This window comes from Euzebya pacifica, from assembly GCF_003344865.1.
Lineage (GTDB): Bacteria > Actinomycetota > Nitriliruptoria > Euzebyales > Euzebyaceae > Euzebya > Euzebya pacifica.
In genome coordinates this window covers 125,476-142,166 of sequence record NZ_CP031165.1, presented here as the reverse complement: position 1 = coordinate 142,166, position 16,691 = coordinate 125,476, and the positions used below count along the sequence as shown (strand labels likewise).

Here is a 16,691-nt window from a genome sequence, read left to right as displayed (position 1 = left end):
GTTGCATGAAGCTATGCTTCACGGTTGAGTTCGCGTCGAGACAGGAAGGACGGATGCCGTGTCGAAGGTGATGTTGTCCACCACGCCAGTCGTACTGACCACCGCCGGTCGGGCCGGGCTGCAGGAGCGCCTTGCCAGCGCGCGTCGAGCCGCAGCAGGCACGGACGAGGGCAGCGCCGAACGCCAGCGCTTCCTGGCCGAGATCACCGCCATGGAGGACGCCCTGCGCCAGTCCGTGGCGGTCGAGGAGGTCCAGGAGGACCCCACCATCGTCGAGCTCGGCGACGAGGTCGTCGTGCAGGACGCCGTCGGCGCGGAGGAGACCGTCCGCATCGTGCACCCGCTGGAGGCCCGGCAGGGGGCGGACCACATCTCCGTCGACTCGCCCCTCGCCCGAGCGCTCCTGGGCCACCGCCCCGGCGAGCGCGTCCTCGTCGACGCCCCCGCCGGACCGTACGAGCTGACGATCCTCGATCGTCGCCGGCTCAGCTGATCCCCGTCAGCTGACGTCTCGGAGGCGGGTCTCCTGGTCCGCCTCCGGGACGACGCCGAAGCCGTCGGCGTACAGCTCGGCGACCATCCGGTGTTCCTCGTCGGTCAGCTCCGCGGCATCCGACGCGCCGACGAACTCCTGCAGCTGGTCGACGTTGTAGATGTTGGGAAGCGCCGTGGCCGCCACGTCGTGGTCCAGCACCCAGCGCAGCGCCGCCTGCCCCAGCGTGCGGTCGGACCGCTCGAGGAACCGCAGCCGCTCGACCTTCTGCACGCCCTCCAGCAACCAGCTCCGCGGCCGGTGACGGCGATGGTCGTTGGCCGGGAAGACCGTGTCCGCGTGCAGGTGCCCCTCGAGCAGCCCCGAGCTGTGGGGGACCCGGACGATCAGGCCCGTGTCGGTCTCGCGGGCCGCGGCGACAAGGTCGCGCCCCGGGTCCTGCTCGAGCATGTTGTGGATCATGTGGACGACGTCGAGGTCCCGCGTGTGCATCGCGTGCAGTCCCTCGTCGCGCCAACCGATCCGCGGGCCGAGCGCGATGGCGGTGGCACGCACCTTCCCTTCCTCCTTCACCTGCTGCAGGAACGCGAACAGCTCGTCGTCGACGAGGTGGGCCATGCGCGGGTTGTGCAGCTGCCAGACGTCGATGACGTCGGTCCCGAACCGGCGCAACGAGTCGTCGAGCGCCGCGGCCACGCTGACGACGTCCGTGCGGTGGGGGCGCTCCTGCTGACCGCGTGATCCGGTGTCGACGTCGAGGTCGTAGCCGAACTTGGTACCGATGACGATCTGCTCCCGGACCTCACCGAGCGCCTCGGCCAGGACCTCCTCCCCGTAGCCGTCGCGGTAGACGCTGGCCGTGTCGAAGAACGTCACGCCCGCATCGAAGGCTGCGCGATGCAGCGCCACGGCCTCCTGTCGGGAGTAGTCGCCCCACCAGCCGGTGGTGACGGTCCAGTTGCCGAAGCCGATCTCGCTGACCTCGATGTCGGGAGTGAGCTGACGCATGCGCATGCCTGGGGCACCTTTCGGAGGGGTCGATGCCTCGGTGATCACCGAGACGGGGTATCGACGCCGAGGGGCGTCGACATGGACGAGGTCGTGGGGACCCCTGGTGACTCAGCTGGTCGACAGCCGGACCGTGCAGAGGCTGGGCTCGACGAACGGCGCCATGGCCTCCGCACGCGTGGTGGACCCGAGGGCGTCGAGGGCCCCTCGCACGATGCCGAGGTGGGTCTGGCAGATCAGGTCCTCGTGGCCCCGTGCGAGGTCGGCGAACGGGCAGCGGCGAAGCAGCACGGTGTCGTCATCGAGGGACGGGGCGAACCCCAGTTGATCCAGGAGGGCCAGCACTCGTTGGACGGCCTCGTCGTCGGACACCACGGTGCCCGGCCGCGGTGCCTCGATCAGGTGGGCACCCCAACGACGGCCCGACTCCAGCGGCGAAGCCGGCCGATCCACGAGCTGGCTGAGGAGGATCTCCGCAAGCAGCCGGTACCCGCCGTCGGCGGACGTGGTCGCCGCGGCCGTCGCCGTCCAGGCCAGCGGTGGTCGACCCCGGGCATCGGTGACGACCTGCTCGGAGGTGACCAGGCCCGCGTCCTGCAGCACGTCGAGGTGGCCACGGACCGTGGAGACGTGGAGGCCGACCGCATCAGCGATGTCGCGGATACCCATCGGGTCCGGGGTGGCACGCAGCACGTCGACGATGTGGCTGCGACTGTCGTCGCCCATCGCCCGGTGCACCTTCGTCGCGTCACTCATCCGTGCGTCTGCATGATCGCGGGTCGGGGCGTCGACCGCCACGTCGGGAGGGGCCGTCACGAGCGCTCCCCCGCCCGGGGGCCCGGATCGTCGGTCGAGCGGCCGGCCGGATCGGGCTCCGCGCTGGGTTCCGAGCTGGGCTCGACCGCCCAGCCGAGCATGCCGCCCGTGACCAGCATCCCTCCGACGACGAACAGCGCCACCTGCGCCGCCCCTTCGGTGAACACCCCGTAGGCCGCCACGGGCAGGCCGAGGGACAGCACCAGCGGGAACCACGAGGGCGAGGGCATGTGGATCGTCGACGGGTCGACGGGATCGGGTGGCTCCAGGCCACCGTCACGGTGCTTGCGGTACCAGACCTCGTCGCGCTCACTGACGAACGGGATCGTGTCGAAGTTGTGGGCAGGGGCGGGACACGGGGTCAACCATTCGATGGTCCGGGCGTCCCACGGGTCGGGTGGCAGGTCCTGCTCGCTGCGCCGCAGGCGCCAGCAGCCGTACAGGAAGACGAGGAAGGACAGGGCGATCACGAACGCCCCGCTGCTGGACACCAGGTTCCAGGTGTTCCATCCCATGCCGTCGGCGTAGGTGTAGTACCGCCGGGGCATGCCGTTGAGCCCGAGGAGGTGCATCGGCCCGAACGTCAGGTTGAACCCGATGAGCATCAGGACGAAGTGCACCTTGCCGATGCGTTCGTCGAACATCCGGCCGAACGCCTTGGGCGCCCAGTAGTAGATGGCGCCGAACAGGGCGAACAGCGCGCCTCCGAACAACACGTAGTGGAAGTGCGCCACGATGTAGTAGGTGTCGTGCTGCTGGGTGTCGCTCGGCACGAGCGCGTGGGTGACGCCCGACAGGCCGCCGATGGTGAACATCGACACGAGGCCGATGGAGAACAGCATGGGCGTGGTGAAGCGGATCTGGCCGCCCCACATCGTGCCCATCCAGTTGAAGATCTTGATGCCCGTCGGCACGGCGATGACCATCGAGCTGATGCCGAACGCCGCATCGGCCACCGGGCCGAGGCCGGTGGCGAACATGTGGTGCGCCCACACGCCCCACCCCATGAACGCGATCGCGATGCCGGAGAACACCACGGCGGAGTAGCCGAACAGGGGCTTGCGGCTGAAGACCGGCAGGATCTCCGACACGATCCCGAAGGCGGGCAGGATCATGATGTAGACCTCGGGATGCCCGAACAGCCAGAACATGTGCTGCCACAGCACCGGGTCGCCACCGTTGGTCGGGTCGTAGAACGGTGCGGCCCAACGCACCTGGAACATCATCTGCCACAGGGCGATGCCCAGGATGGGCATGGCGAACAGCAGCATGGCTGCGGTCACGAACGTCATCCACGCGAACGTCGGCATCCGCATCAACGTCATGCCCGGCGCCCGCATGTTCAGCGTGGTCGTGATGAAGTTGACCGCGGAGGCCAGCGACGCGACACCGGCGATCTGCAGCCCGAGTGAATAGAAGAGCATCCGTGACTGGTGGATGGCCGCGCTGTCAGCGCCGAAGGTCAGGCCGGCAGGATCCGGGCCGACGGTGCCCGCGAGCGGCGAGTAGCCGACCCACGACCCGTTGGGCAGCCCATCGAACAGGACGGCGCTGTAGACGAAGATGCCTGAGGCCAGGAAGACCCACCAGCTGAGGGCGTTGAGCCGCGGGAACGCCACGTCCCGTGCACCGATCTGCAGGGGCAGCAGGAAGTTCATGAACGCCGCACCCAGCGGCATGACCACGAAGAACACCATGGTCAGCCCGTGCATCGTGAAGATCTGGTTGTACTGGTCAGCCGTCACCAGGCTGCCGTTCGGACCGGCCAGCTGAACGCGGATGAGCAGCGCCTCCAGCCCGCCGACCGCGAAGAACGCCAACGAGGCGACGCCGTACATGATCCCGATCCGCTTGTGGTCCACGGTGGTGACCCACGACCGCCACCCGGTCGTCGCCGTCGGGCGGGCGAAGACGCTGCGTCGGGTACGGGACGCCCGTCGATCGTCGACAACCGTCACGAAGCACTCCTTTTGATGGTCATCCGCCAATTAAATGGCATGGGCCATGAATAAAGCACCGTGGGGTCGGCCGCGCAAGACGAGGTGTCCTCACCGAACCGCCAGCAGCGCCAGCACCTCGGTCCGAAGGTGTGGGTCGTCACGAACGCGCCCCCGCACCGCGGTCGTGATGGTCGAGGTGCCGCGCGAACGGACGCCGCGCATGGCCATGCAGAGGTGCTCGGCCTCGAGCACCACCGCCACACCCTCCGGAGCGAGCTCCGCCATCACCCAGTCAGCAACCTGGACCGTCAGGTGCTCCTGTACCTGGAGTCGACGCGCGTGGGCCTCGACGGTCCGAGCCAGCTTGGACAGGCCCACCAGTCGAGCGCCCGGTAGATAGGCCACGTGCGCGACGCCCACGAAGGGCAGCAGGTGGTGGGCGCACAGCGACTGCACGGGGATGTCGCGGACGACGACCGCCCCCTCGTAGCCGACCTCGTCGGGGAAGGTGGTCGTCGCGAACGGCGGGGGTGTCAGCATCTCCTCCAGGGCATCCACCACCCGACGGGGGGTGTCCCGTAGCTGTGGGTCGGCGGTGTCCTGGCCGAGGGCCACCAGCAGCCGGTGGACCGCCGCGATGGCTGCAGGACGATCGACACCGCCCGACGCGGGTGGCGGCACCCGCGTCGGCGCCCCCACACCATCGCGCATGGTCGGCGACGGTCCCGTCACGACGACACCAGGGCGTCGAGGGGTTCGGAGGGATCCGCCAGGCGTTCGCTGGCGATCGGTCGGCCCGACTCCACGAGCTCGCGGAGGGTGTCGGTGACGTCCCAGATGTTGGCGTTCATGGCCGCACTCACCCGTCCGTCGGCCAGCCAGAACGCCATGAAGGCACCGTCCGACGGGTCGCCTCGGAACACGACCTCCATGGCCGGGTCGGGATGCCCGGTCAGCTCCATCCCGAGGTCGTACTGATCGGAGAAGAAGTAGGGCTGCCGGTCGTAGGGGCGGTTGGCACCGAGCATGTTGGCCGCCGCCACACGGCCCTGGTGGATCGCGTTGGCCCAGTGCTCGACCCGAAGCCGGCGGTTGAGCACTGGGTGCCAGGCCGACGCCACGTCGCCCGCGGCGTAGATGCCGGGGGCCGACGTCTGCAGCTCGGCGTCGACCTCGATGCCGTTTCCGTTGCCGACCGCCAGGCCGACGCGGCTGGCCAGCTGCGCTCGCGGCCGAACGCCGACGCCGACCACGACGAGGTCCGCCGGCAGGACGGTGCCGTCGTGGAGCTGGACACCCGTGGCCCGCCTGTCGCCCAGGATGGCGGTGACGGACGCCCGCATGTGCAACGCGACGCCGTTGCTGGCGTGGAGGTCACGATAGATCGAGCCGACCCGTTCGCCGAGGGTGCGGGCGAGCGGCACCGAGCCCATCTCGACCAGCGAGACCTGGACACCCATCTGCCGGGCGGATGCCGCAACTTCGGAGCCCAGCCAGCCCGCACCGACCACCACGATGCGGTCGGCCCGTTGGAGTGCGGCCCGGAGGCGGTCCGCATCGGCGAGGCGACGCAGCAGGTGCACCCCTGGCAGGTCACCGCCCCGGACCGGCAGGGCGCGTGGTTCGGCCCCGGTGGCCAGGAGCAGCCGGTCCCAGCCCACGGTGGTGCCGTTGCCGAACGTCACATGCCGGCCATCGATGTCGACGGAGGTCACGGCCGCGCCGAGGACGAGGTCGACGTCAAGCTGGGACCACCCGTCGGCGTCGAGGACGCGGATGTCGTCCGGGCTCGTCTCGCCCCGCAGGTACTGCTTGGACAGGGGCGGCCGGTCGTAGGGCAGATCGGCCTCGTCGCCGATGAGGACGATGCGCCCGTCGAAGCCCTCCTCCCGCAGGGCACGCGCGGCGTTGGCGCCGGCAAGGCCGGCACCGACGATGACGTGGGTCGGGGATGCAGTCACGGTGTTGCTCCAGTCGCGTCGAGGCGTCGTCAGCTGGTGGCGGCAGCCGACGGGAAGGGGCGGGCGTCGCGTGGCACGACCGCGGCCAACCGCGCGAGGGTCAGTGCGCCGAGCAGCAGCCCGAAGTCGCGCAGGGCGACGTCGTAGTGGTCCCCCAGGACCAGCAGGTCGAGGATGATCCCGCCCAGCCACGCGGCCACCACGTAGCCGCCGATGCGCGGCCTGGCGAAGACGAGCAACCCGGCGAGGATCTCGACGACGCCGACCAACGACATCAGCGTCCCGGCCGAGATGCCCAAGGAGTCGGTGAACAGGGGCGCGACGTAGGTGTCCCAGTCGACGAGCACGTTGGCGAACTTGTCGAGCCCGAAGAGGATCGGCGCGGCCGTGAAGCCGATGCGGAGCAGCCAGAAGGCCTGCACGACGGGGGTCGGGAGCCGGTCGGTCGATTCCACCGACAGGTGGTCAACGCGGCTGCGGGTTGCGGGGACGGAAGCGGACATCGGATTGAACCTTTCTATAGACGATGGATGTTGTTGATAGTGGTCCGCCACCCGGGGAAAAGTCAACAGAGATTGTTTTTGGTCGAGTACGCTCTCCGAATGCCGTCCGCACCCACCCCCGACCCCACCGAGTCCATCGCCGACCCCATCGAGACCGTTGCCGCGCTCGGCGACCCGAACCGCCGCAAGCTGTACGACCACGTGGTCGAGGCGAACGGTTGGGTCGGACGCGATGCCGCCGCGGAAGCGAGTGGCCTCCGCCGGGGCATCACCGCCCACCACCTGGACAAGCTGGCGGAGCTCGGCCTGCTGGAGGTCGACTACCAGCGCCTCAGCGGTCGCAGCGGGCCGGGGGCGGGCCGACCGGCGAAGGTCTATCGCCGCGCCCGCCGTGACGTGGACGTCAGCCTACCGCCGAGGGACTACGCCCTGCCCGGTCGGCTGCTGGCCGATGCCCTCGTGGCCGCATCGACGACCGGGGAGGACCCAGGGCGCCTGCTGGACGAGGCCGCCCGGCGCGAGGGCATCGCCCTGGGGGCAGCCATCGCCGCCGGCGCCGACGAAGGAGGCCCGGGAGCCGAGGCAGCCATGGTCGCCCTCGAGGCGCGTGGGTTCGAACCCACCCAGGACCAGGACGGCACCATCCTGCTGCGCAACTGCCCGTTCCACGAGCTCGCACGCAGCCACACATCCCTGATCTGCGGGATGAACCACTGCCTGCTCACAGCGGCCATGGAGTCCGCCGGCGTGACGCTGGATGCGTCCCTGGAACCCCACGACGACATGTGCTGCGTCCGGCTCCACCGCCGACCCATCGGCGACCGGCCGGGGAGCCAGCCAGGTGAGGAAAGTTGAACCCACGTATCGGTTCGGGCACGCTCCGCGGCATGCAGTCATCACTGTCGCATCGCCGACCATTCATGTCCGCCGTCGGGCTCCTCGCCCTGCTCCTCCCCCTCCTCGTGGGGTCACTCGCCCCCGCCGCCGCCCAGCCCGACCCCGATCCGCCCGGCGTGTCCTCGGTTGCCGACGACGTCACCGCGGTGCCGTGGGACGGCGCCGCGCCAGCCGAACGGATGCGGGCCGTCGCGGCGCTGGCCCCCACCAGCCGTGCGATCGTCACGACGACAGGTGCCTTCCCCGACGCGCTGGCCTCCGGCGTCCTGCAGGACGACGCGATGCTGGTCGGAGCGACCGACGGTCGTCTCGACGACGCCACGAAGGCCCTCCTGACCACCGCCGGCGTCGACGAGGTCATCATCCTCGGCGGCGTCGCCGCCGTGCCCGAGGACGTTCGTGACGACCTGCCGGTCGGCGCCGACGTCACCCGCATCTCCGGCCTCGACCGCACGGAGACCGCGGCCGAGGCCGCCGTGCAGGCCGCCACCGGCGACGTCTCCACGGTCCTGCTGGCCCGCGCCCGCGGACCGGAGGACAACCCCTCCGCTGGGTTCATCGACGCCATCGGCGCCGGAGCCTGGGCCGCCGCCACCGGCTACCCGGTGCTCCTGGTGGACAACAACTTCGTGACCGACGCCACCCGAGCGGCGATGGCCGACCTCGACCCCGACGAGCTGGTCGTCATCGGTGGCACCGCCGCGGTGTCGGAGGAAGCGGCCGAGGCCGTCGCCGCCGGCCGCGACATCCGCCGTGTCGCTGGTCCCGAGCGGTTCACGACGGCCGCCCGCATCGCCGAGGAGACCCGCCCCGACGGTGCCGAGACCGTCGTGCTCCTCGACGGCACCGACCCCGAGGCCTGGACCACGGGCTTCGCGGCCGCCCATCCCGCGGCCACCGGCGACGCCGCCATCCTGCTGAGCAACGGCGATGAGCTGCCGACGGCGACGCTCGCCGCGCTGGACGACCTGTCCCCCTCCGCGTTGATCTGTGCCGCCCCAGCCGTGGCGTGCAACGCCGCAAGGGATGCTGCTGGGTTCGCCCCCCTGGTCCCCCTCGCGGTGGCCCCTGCCCCGGGTTCGCCCCTGCCCGTCGGAACCACCGTGTCCTTCACCGGCGAGACCGAGGTCACCCTCGACGACGATGGCGGCTGCCTGACCGGTGGCACCCGCTCGGGTGACGCTGCCCGTGACTGCACCGTCGTCGTCCGGGTCGCCGGTGACGACAACCGGGTCGGTCGGACCGCCACCGTCACCTGGCCGGCGCTGATCACCTCCGACACCACGGTCGAGGCGCCCACGGAGTACCTGTCGCCCCTCGCCGGTGGCCGCTGGGACTTCGACGAGGCCGTCGACGTCCGCCCTGCCGCCGACATCAACAACAGCAAGGGCGCCCAGGTCGACACCGGCGCGTCGGTGCTTCGCTACGGCGGCGAACCGGGCAACGTGCCCGTCCTGTGGTCCGGCTTCGGCGGCGCCGTTCCCGTGCCGCCGGACGGGCTGGCCGTCCCGGTCGACACCACCCGGTTCACGCGGTTCCTCGCCCGTGTCTACAGCCCTGCTGCCGGCCCGCTGGGGCTGGAGTTCCGGTCGTGCTCGACGACCCCCAACGTGGACTGCATCAACCCGGCGTCGATGGTGGCGCAGGGTCGCGCAGGGACGAACCTGCAGCCGGGCTGGCAGACCGTCGCCATCGACCTGGCCGGTGACCCGGCGTGGACCGGCAACCCGATCCACACGATCTACCTGTACGCCAACGGCGGCACGATCGTCGATGACCTCCGGATCACCGACGGTTCGACCGCATCGACCATCACCACGACCACCGCTCCCGGCGTGGCCGTCCGGTGGGACCTCGACGAGGATCCGAGCAACAACACCGACCCGACGTCGGCGCTGTGGGGCGAGCTGCCCGGCGGCGTGCTGGACCCCGACGTGCTTCCGCCCGGCCGCTACTGGCTGCACACCGTCGCGGCCGACGGGACCGCGGGCAGCACCGCCGGCCCGATCGACATCGTCTCGCCCGGCCTGTCCGAGGGCCCGTTGGTACTGGACGGTGAGTGGGCCCGCGATGTCCGTGGCAACGCGTGGGACTTCGCGGCCGGTGGGCTGGTCGCCGGGACCGACGACGTGATCGAGCTGACCAACGCCGAGCGCATCGACGGACCGGGCCTGACCGGCCGCAACACCAACCACTCCGGCGACCCCTACGTCGTGCTGGACGTCCCCGCCCCGATCGACACCGCCGTGTGGACCCACGTGGTCGTGGAGTTCTCCGTCGACGGTCCCTTCGACCTGGCCTTCGCACCAGGTGGCGGGACGATGGGTCGGGTGCTGTACCAGCAGGGTGACCAGGCGTGGCGCAACGGCAACGACATCGTTGCCTACCCCAACCAGCGGACCTACGTGGTGGAGATGACCAGCCCCCACTCGCTGGAGCCCAACACCCCGCTGTGGCAGGCCGCCCCGGTGACCGGGCTGCGCTTCGATCCCAACGAGGACGAGGCCCCCGGCCGCACCTGGCGGGTGGAGTCGATCAGCCTGACCCGGGGGTGGCCGACCCGCTGACCGGGTCATCGGTCACCCGGGGGGAGGGGTGGGTACGGTTGGTCCCGTGTCCACCCCTGATCCGTCCATGCGTGTGGCCGTGCTGGCCGACACCCACCGGCGAGCCGACCGTGCCGGGGACCTGCCCGACGCGGTGTTCGACCTCGTGCGCGACGCCGACGTGATCCTGCACGCCGGCGACATCGTCGAGCAGGAGGTCCTCGACGTGCTGGCTCGCCACGCCCCCGTGCACGCGGTCCTCGGCAACAACGACCCGTCGCTTGCCGGCGTGCTGCCCGAGCGGCTGGAGGTCGAGCTGGCCGGGGTGCGCATCGGGATGGTGCACGACAGCGGACAGGCCAAGGGCAGGGCCGAGCGGTTGCACGGCATGTTCCCCGAGGCCGACGTGGTCGTCTTCGGGCACAGCCACATCCCGTGGAACGAGACGGGGGTGGACGGGCAGCTGCTGTTCAACCCGGGCTCACCGACCCAACGCCGTCGTCAGCCCGTGGCGACGATGGGTCGGCTGACCCTCCGCGACGGCGTGGTCGAGGAGGCCACGATCCTGCCGGTGGTCGCGGCGTGACGGCCGGTCCGGTCATCGTGCACGTCATCGGCCGCGACGAGTGGGCGGCGGTGGCCGACGTGCTGGCCCCGGCGAGCCTGGAGGTCGAGGGGTTCGTGCACTGCGCCGACCCCGACCAGGTCGCCGGCGTCATCGAGCGCTACTACGCCGACCGCGACGACCTGCTCCTCCTCCAGATCGATGTCGGGAGGGTCGAGGCGCCGATCGTCCGCGAGGACACCACCGGACGCGGCGAGGCGTTCCCCCACGTCTACGGCCCCATCCCCCGCGCGGCCGTGGTCGACGTCACCCCGGCCTGACCTCACCCCCGACGCGTGTCGGATTCGGGACGGCCGGCGGGGATAACCCGACAACCGGCTGGGCGGTCCACCCCTCACCCCCCGACGCGTGTCGGGTTCGGGGCGGCCGGCGGGGACAACCCGACAATCGCTGGGGTTGGCCGCCGGCGGCGGAGGGGGCCGAGCGCGCGGAGGGCGTGGGCGATCGCGAGGACGTCGATGCCCTCCTGCAGCACCGCGCCCGCGACCGGCGTCAGCAGGCCGACCGCCGCAGCCACCATGGCGACGCCCGACAGGGCCATGCCGCCGACCGCGCTGATCCGGGCGATGCGGATGGTGTCCCGGGCGATGTGATGCACGTCGGCAAGGGCATCGATGCGGTCTGCGGTGATGACGAGGTCGGCCGCCTCGCTCGACGCCGTCGCCCCGCGTGCCCCCATCGCGATGCCAACGTCGGCGGCGGCCAGGGACGGCGCATCGTTGACCCCGTCGCCGACCATCGCCGTGGGCTGCGTGGACTGCTCCTCTGCCACCCTCGCCACCTTGCCGGCGGGCGTGCACCCGGCGTGCACCCGGGTGATGCCGACCGCGTCCGCGACACCGGTTGCCACGTCCAGCGAGTCGCCGGTGACCAGGACCGTCCGTGCCACGCCGGCCCTGTTCAGCCGCTGGACGGTGCGGCGTGCCTCGGGCCGGACGGGGTCCCGCAGTCGCATCGCCGCCACCACCTGCCCCTCGACCCCCACCCATGCCACGGTGTCGCCCGGCACGCCCGTGGCCACCGGATCGGCGGGGCCCACCGACGCCCCGTTCGCGGACACGAACGCCCGTGTGCCGACCGCGACCACCCGGCCCTCGACACGGCCACGGACCCCCTCGCCCGCCACCTCCTCCACCTGCGTGGGTACCGGCAGCGGAGCCGACCCGGCGGCCGCGACCATGGCGGCCGCGAAGGGGTGGGCCGACAGCTGCTCGACGGCAGCGGCCAAGCTGCGGACATCGGCCTCCGACACCTCGCCGAAGAGGGTGACGTCGACGACCTCGGGGTGGCCGGCAGTCAACGTGCCCGTCTTGTCGACACACACCGTCCGGACCCGGGCGAGCGCCTCCAGTCCTCGCCCGTCCTTGACGATGACGCCCGAGCGGGCGGAGCGGGAGATGCCGGAGACCATCGCGATGGGGGTGGCGAGCAGCAGCGGGCACGGCGTGGCCACGACCAGCACCGCGAGCGCGCGGACCGGATCCCCCGACCACGCCCAGGCGCCACCAGCAACGAACAGGGTCAGTGGGACGAACCACGCGGCCCAGCGGTCGGCCAGCCTGACCATCGGGGGTTTGGTCGACCGGGCGCGGGACACCAACCGCACGATGCCGGCGTAGGTGCTGTCGGCCGCCGTGGCGGTCGCTCGGAGCTCGGCGGGTGGGCCGATGTTGGTGACCCCCGACAACACGGGTTGGCCGGCGTCGCGGACGACGGGAACGGCCTCGCCGGTCAGGGTGGACTCGTCCAGGACCGCCCGGTCCAGCACGACGCCGTCGACGGGCACGACCTCGCCGGAAACGACAACCAGCCGGTCGCCGGGCCGGACATCGGCGACCGCCACGTCCTCCAGTACTCCGCCGACCCGTCGCTGGGTCCGGTCGGGAGCGTGGCTGAGCAGGGCGGTGAGGGAACGCTCGGCCCGACCGGCGGCCCAGTCCTCCAGCGCCTCACCGGTGGCGAGCATCACCGCGACCACGACGGCCGCCAGTGGTTCGCCGGCCAGCAGCGCGCCGACGATGGCCAGCAGGGCGATGACGTCGACGTCGGGCTGGCGTCGGACCACGCTGCGCACGGTCGCCCGGACGAGGGGCACCAGCTGGACGAGGGCTCCGGCCGTCCAGATCCACGCAGCCGTGTCGTCCCCGCCCGCCAGGGCGAAGGCACCGCCGACAGCCAGCGCCGCCAGCGTCACCGCGAGGCGGGCGGCGCGGAGCCCGTCGGGCATCGTCACGGGGACGTCCGCTCGTCAGGTCGTGGTGCCGCGCACGTCGGCGAACTCGTCGAACGCCGCGAGGGCCCTGGGCGCCCAGACCGACGCGGGGCCGCCCGCCATGAGCAGCGCCACCTCGAGGACCTCCACCGCCTGCTCGCGGGTGGCGCCCTTCATCACCGCCGCCTTGGCGTGATAGGCCACGCAGCCGTCGCAGTGCTGTGTGACCGCGATGGCGAGCGCGACCAGCTCCTTCATGGATGCGGGCACGACCCCGTCGGCAACCGCCGCTTGGTGGAGGGCACCGAAGCCGGCCCACGCCTCTGGCGCAGCCTTTCGGAAGGCCCTGGTCGGTGCGCGGAGGTCGTCGATCACCTGCGCGTTGTGGGCGTCGGAGATGGACGTGTCGGTGATGGACGTCGCGGTCATGGTCGTTCCTCGATCCGTGGGCAGTCGACTCGATGGTGCAGCGACGCGGCCCGCAGGGACCGTGCCGAACGACCCGCTTCCCATGAGCCGTCCGGCAGGCCCAGCCGCGTGCGGGGGTCGACCCAACCCCCCAGACGCGTGTCGGATTCCGGGCCGCCGGTCGTGGCAGCCTCAAGACTTCGTTGCAACACGACACTTCGAGGTGGAGGCGGTAGGTCATGGTGAGGTCGAGGGCCAAGGGTGAGAAGCGGTGGTTGCGGTTGCCTGATGAGGTGCGGGCGGAGGTGATCCGTCGGGCACGAGCCGGTCAGGGCCGCCGGCAGATCCTTGAGGAGGTCGACATCTCCGTGGGCAGCTTCCTCAACGTGCTCAAGCCGTTCGGTGGGGTGTTGCGGGCAGAGCTTGCGACTGATCCCTCACCGCACCGGTTGTCGCTTGATGATCGGGTGGAGATCCGGTTGGGGATCGGTCGGGGCGAGACCTATCAGGCCATCGCCGATCGGGTCGGCCGGCACAAGTCCTCGGTGTGGCGCGAGGTGGACCGCAACGGTGGCCGTGAGGCCTACCGGCCGATGCTTGCCCACAAGCGTGCCCACGAGCAGGCACGGCGGGCCAAGCCGACCAAGCTCGCCAGCTGCGCGGAGCTGGCCGGCCTCGTCGAGCACGGCCTGCGCAGACTGTGGTCGCCCCAGCAGATCGCTGCAGATCTCAAGGAGCGGTTCGGCGACGATGAGTCGATGACGGTGTCACACGAGACGATCTACAAGTCGCTGTACGTCCAGGGGCGGGGCGAGCTGCGACGCGAGCTGACGTCGTGCCTGCGGACCGGTCGGGCCAAGCGGGTCCCCTCCGGTCGGTCTCCCCGGCCACGCATGCACGACATGGTGATGATCAGCGAGCGGCCCGCGGAGGTGGAGGACCGTGCCGTGCCCGGTCACTGGGAGGGCGACCTGATCATCGGCAAGGACGGCAAGTCCGCGGTGGGCACCCTGGTGGAGCGCTCCACGCGCTACGTGATGCTGATGCACCTCGATGGCGACCGGACCGCCGCGACGGTGCGCGATGCCATGACCACCGCGATCACTGGGCTGCCCGAGCACCTGCGGCGGTCCATCACCTGGGACCAGGGCATCGAGATGGCCGAGCACGTCCAGTTCACCATCGACACCGACGTGCCCGTCTACTTCTGCGACCCCCACTCGCCCTGGCAACGCGGTTCCAACGAGAACACCAACGGGTTGCTGCGCCAGTACATGCCCAAGGGCACCGACCTGTCAGTCCACACCCCAGCGGACCTCAACGACTTCGCCGAGAGCCTCAACACCCGCCCCCGACAAACCCTCGGCTGGAAGACCCCAGCCGCCCAACTCGCCCAACTTGTTGCACCCACCGGTTGACAACAAGCGTGATTACCCGACACACGCGGGGGTGACCGACCCAGTCCCGCCAGACGCGTGTCGGATTCCGGGCCGCCGGTCGTGATCACCCGACACGCATGGACCGACGACATCCAACGAACACCACCGCTGAAGGTCCCTCAGGGGGCAGGTCGTTCGGCACGTGCAGGGGGCCGTTCGCCTCGTGTCCTCGCACAGCCCCCGTCGCATGCTGGACTCGACCGGATCCGTTCCGGTCGGGAAGGACGTCGGTGGTCATGCTCAGCGACACGCGAGAACGAAACCAGATCCGCCTCGATCCCGGTCCGACAGCGAGCCCCTACCAGGGCCAGATGCCCGGCTCGACTCCCCAGGGACTCGGTGGACCGTCTGGGCCGTTGCCCCCGACCCCGCCCCACGAGACCCAGTCTGCGACGCCAGTGCTGCCTCAGTCGTCTGCGACGCCATGGATCGTGGCCGCCCTCGCCGTCCTCCTCGTGGTCGTCGGCGGGCTGGTCGGGCTGCTGCTGCTCCGTGACAGCGGCGAGACCACCACCGAGGCCGAGGCCCCTCCCCCTGCCGAGGTCGACGTGCCGGAGGAGCCGGCCGCCGCCATCCCACCGGCCCCCGAAGAGGAGCCGACGACCGAGGCGCTGCCGCCGGCACCGCTGGACGAGGGCAAGCCCGAACGTGGCTCGGAGGACGCGACGGTCGCCGCGGCGGCGGCCGGCGTTGACTTCTCCTGGCTTGCCCTCGCCTCCGCATCCCCGTACACCACGTACGAGTGGGTCACCGACGACAGCGGTCAGCTGACCGTCGAGATCCCGACGGCCTGGGCCGACCGCGACCTGCGCAACGACACCAGCGACGGTGTCGCCATCCCGTCGATCTGGGCGGCCCCCGACCTCGAGGGCCTGATCGATCGCTGGGACGGCGCCGGGGCCATCCTCGAGCTGCGGACTGCCGCAACCGGGACCACCGACACCGTGCTCGCCGACATGGGCGGCGCCATCGCCGCCGACACGACGTGCACCGAACAGCGCTCCTACGCCTACGACGACGGCTGGTACGTCGGCACGGCGGTCCTCTACGCCGGGTGCGGCTCGACCGACAGCGCGATGCTGCAGATCGCAGCCACCGACGGCACCAACGGCATCCTCGCGGTGCAGGTCCAGATGGTCTCCACCGCCGATGTCGATGCAGCGGTCCGGATCGTGCAGACCTTCCAGGCCATCACCACCACGACCCCTGCGCCTGTCCCCGTTCCCGCCCCCGCGGCCCCGGCACCCGTGCCGAACGCGCCGGTGGCACCGGCCCCGGCCCCTGCGCCGAATCCGCCGGTGAACAGCTTCGGCCTGCCGACCGGCCTGTTCTGCCGTGACCTGGCCGACATGGGGTACAGCTACGCCGACGCGATGGACTACTGGTACGCCGACGGCGCACCGGACCGCATGGACGCCGACGTCGACGGCATCCCCTGCGAGACCGTCTACCCCTTGTGGGAGATCGACGCGTACTGGGGCTTCACCACCCCGGCGCCGCCGACCGATGAATGGGTCGAAGCCATGTGGGTCGCCGAGAACGCCATGTACGCCTGTGGCTACACCCCGGCGCTCGACACCTTCGTCGACGGTCCCTTCCCCGACGGTGGCTACACGGTCACCATGAACGTGGACGTCGGCTGGGACCTGATCTGGGCCCAGTTCGAGGTCTTCCCCTGGAGCGGTGAGATCTACGGCTTCGACGCCGTTGCCGACGACCTGCTCTGGTGCAACTACTGACGAGGCGCACGACCGGCCGGCGGTTCACAGCGCGGTGAGCCGCCGGTCACCAACGTCCACGCTTGTCGAGTTCTGGTCCGCCCGTCGCAGAAACCCGACACACG

At 71.0% G+C, this 16,691-nt stretch carries 15 protein-coding genes; 7 read left to right on the top strand and 8 right to left on the bottom strand.

Going from position 1 to position 16,691, the window contains the following annotated elements; all coding sequences use genetic code 11:
• Positions 1–58 precede the first annotated feature (58 nt).
• The gene (locus tag DVS28_RS00635; RefSeq protein WP_114589730.1) at positions 59–493 is read left to right on the top strand and encodes a GreA/GreB family elongation factor; all 435 of its coding nucleotides are present in this window, start codon (positions 59–61) and stop codon (positions 491–493) included.
• A 6-nt stretch (positions 494–499) separates the two neighbouring features.
• Here DVS28_RS00635 and DVS28_RS00630 read toward each other — a convergent pair whose 3' ends face one another.
• The 6 genes from DVS28_RS00630 to DVS28_RS00605 form a co-directional block, all read right to left on the bottom strand.
• Positions 500–1,507, bottom strand: coding sequence for an aldo/keto reductase (locus DVS28_RS00630; protein ID WP_114589729.1), 1,008 nt, complete (start codon positions 1,505–1,507; stop codon positions 500–502).
• Between the two features lie 105 nt (positions 1,508–1,612).
• A complete protein-coding gene (locus DVS28_RS00625) occupies positions 1,613–2,317 on the bottom strand; it encodes a helix-turn-helix transcriptional regulator (RefSeq protein ID WP_114589728.1) in 705 nt (234 codons plus the stop codon).
• Positions 2,314–4,275, bottom strand: coding sequence for a cytochrome c oxidase subunit I (gene ctaD, locus DVS28_RS00620; protein ID WP_114589727.1), 1,962 nt, complete (start codon positions 4,273–4,275; stop codon positions 2,314–2,316). The genes DVS28_RS00625 and ctaD overlap by 4 nt, the downstream gene beginning before the upstream one ends.
• A gap of 90 nt (positions 4,276–4,365) precedes the next feature.
• On the bottom strand, positions 4,366–4,968 hold the full coding sequence (folE, locus tag DVS28_RS00615) for a GTP cyclohydrolase I (protein ID WP_114593912.1): 603 nt from the start codon (positions 4,966–4,968) through the stop codon (positions 4,366–4,368).
• 17 nt (positions 4,969–4,985) lie between these two features.
• Positions 4,986–6,218 (bottom strand): NAD(P)/FAD-dependent oxidoreductase, encoded by a 1,233-nt coding sequence (locus DVS28_RS00610; RefSeq protein WP_114589726.1) that lies wholly within the window; start codon positions 6,216–6,218, stop codon positions 4,986–4,988.
• Between the two features lie 29 nt (positions 6,219–6,247).
• Positions 6,248–6,721, bottom strand: coding sequence for a hypothetical protein (locus DVS28_RS00605; protein ID WP_216826307.1), 474 nt, complete (start codon positions 6,719–6,721; stop codon positions 6,248–6,250).
• A 99-nt stretch (positions 6,722–6,820) separates the two neighbouring features.
• Between DVS28_RS00605 and DVS28_RS00600 the strand changes: the two genes are divergently transcribed.
• The 4 genes from DVS28_RS00600 to DVS28_RS00585 are packed head-to-tail and all read left to right on the top strand — an operon-like array spanning position 6,821 to position 11,049.
• Positions 6,821–7,576 (top strand): helix-turn-helix transcriptional regulator, encoded by a 756-nt coding sequence (locus DVS28_RS00600; RefSeq protein ID WP_114589725.1) that lies wholly within the window; start codon positions 6,821–6,823, stop codon positions 7,574–7,576.
• 32 nt (positions 7,577–7,608) lie between these two features.
• Positions 7,609–10,185: a cell wall-binding repeat-containing protein gene (locus DVS28_RS00595; protein WP_114589724.1), complete on the top strand. Its 2,577-nt coding sequence runs from the start codon at positions 7,609–7,611 to the stop codon at positions 10,183–10,185.
• A gap of 46 nt (positions 10,186–10,231) precedes the next feature.
• Positions 10,232–10,750, top strand: a complete 519-nt coding sequence (locus tag DVS28_RS00590; protein ID WP_216826306.1) for a metallophosphoesterase family protein — start codon at positions 10,232–10,234, stop codon at positions 10,748–10,750.
• A complete protein-coding gene (locus DVS28_RS00585; protein WP_114589722.1) occupies positions 10,747–11,049 on the top strand; it encodes a DUF952 domain-containing protein in 303 nt (100 codons plus the stop codon). The genes DVS28_RS00590 and DVS28_RS00585 overlap by 4 nt, the downstream gene beginning before the upstream one ends.
• A gap of 74 nt (positions 11,050–11,123) precedes the next feature.
• On the opposite strand, the gene DVS28_RS00580 is transcribed toward DVS28_RS00585, so the two are convergent.
• Positions 11,124–13,016, bottom strand: a complete 1,893-nt coding sequence (locus DVS28_RS00580; RefSeq protein WP_245973658.1) for a heavy metal translocating P-type ATPase — start codon at positions 13,014–13,016, stop codon at positions 11,124–11,126.
• Between the two features lie 21 nt (positions 13,017–13,037).
• Positions 13,038–13,430, bottom strand: coding sequence for a carboxymuconolactone decarboxylase family protein (locus DVS28_RS00575; RefSeq protein WP_114589720.1), 393 nt, complete (start codon positions 13,428–13,430; stop codon positions 13,038–13,040).
• Between the two features lie 218 nt (positions 13,431–13,648).
• On the opposite strand from DVS28_RS00575, the gene DVS28_RS00570 reads away from it, so the two are divergent.
• Positions 13,649–14,827: an IS30 family transposase gene (locus DVS28_RS00570; RefSeq protein WP_216826274.1), complete on the top strand. Its 1,179-nt coding sequence runs from the start codon at positions 13,649–13,651 to the stop codon at positions 14,825–14,827.
• 452 nt (positions 14,828–15,279) lie between these two features.
• Positions 15,280–16,587, top strand: a complete 1,308-nt coding sequence (locus DVS28_RS00565) for a hypothetical protein (protein ID WP_114589719.1) — start codon at positions 15,280–15,282, stop codon at positions 16,585–16,587.
• Positions 16,588–16,691: the final 104 nt, after the last annotated feature.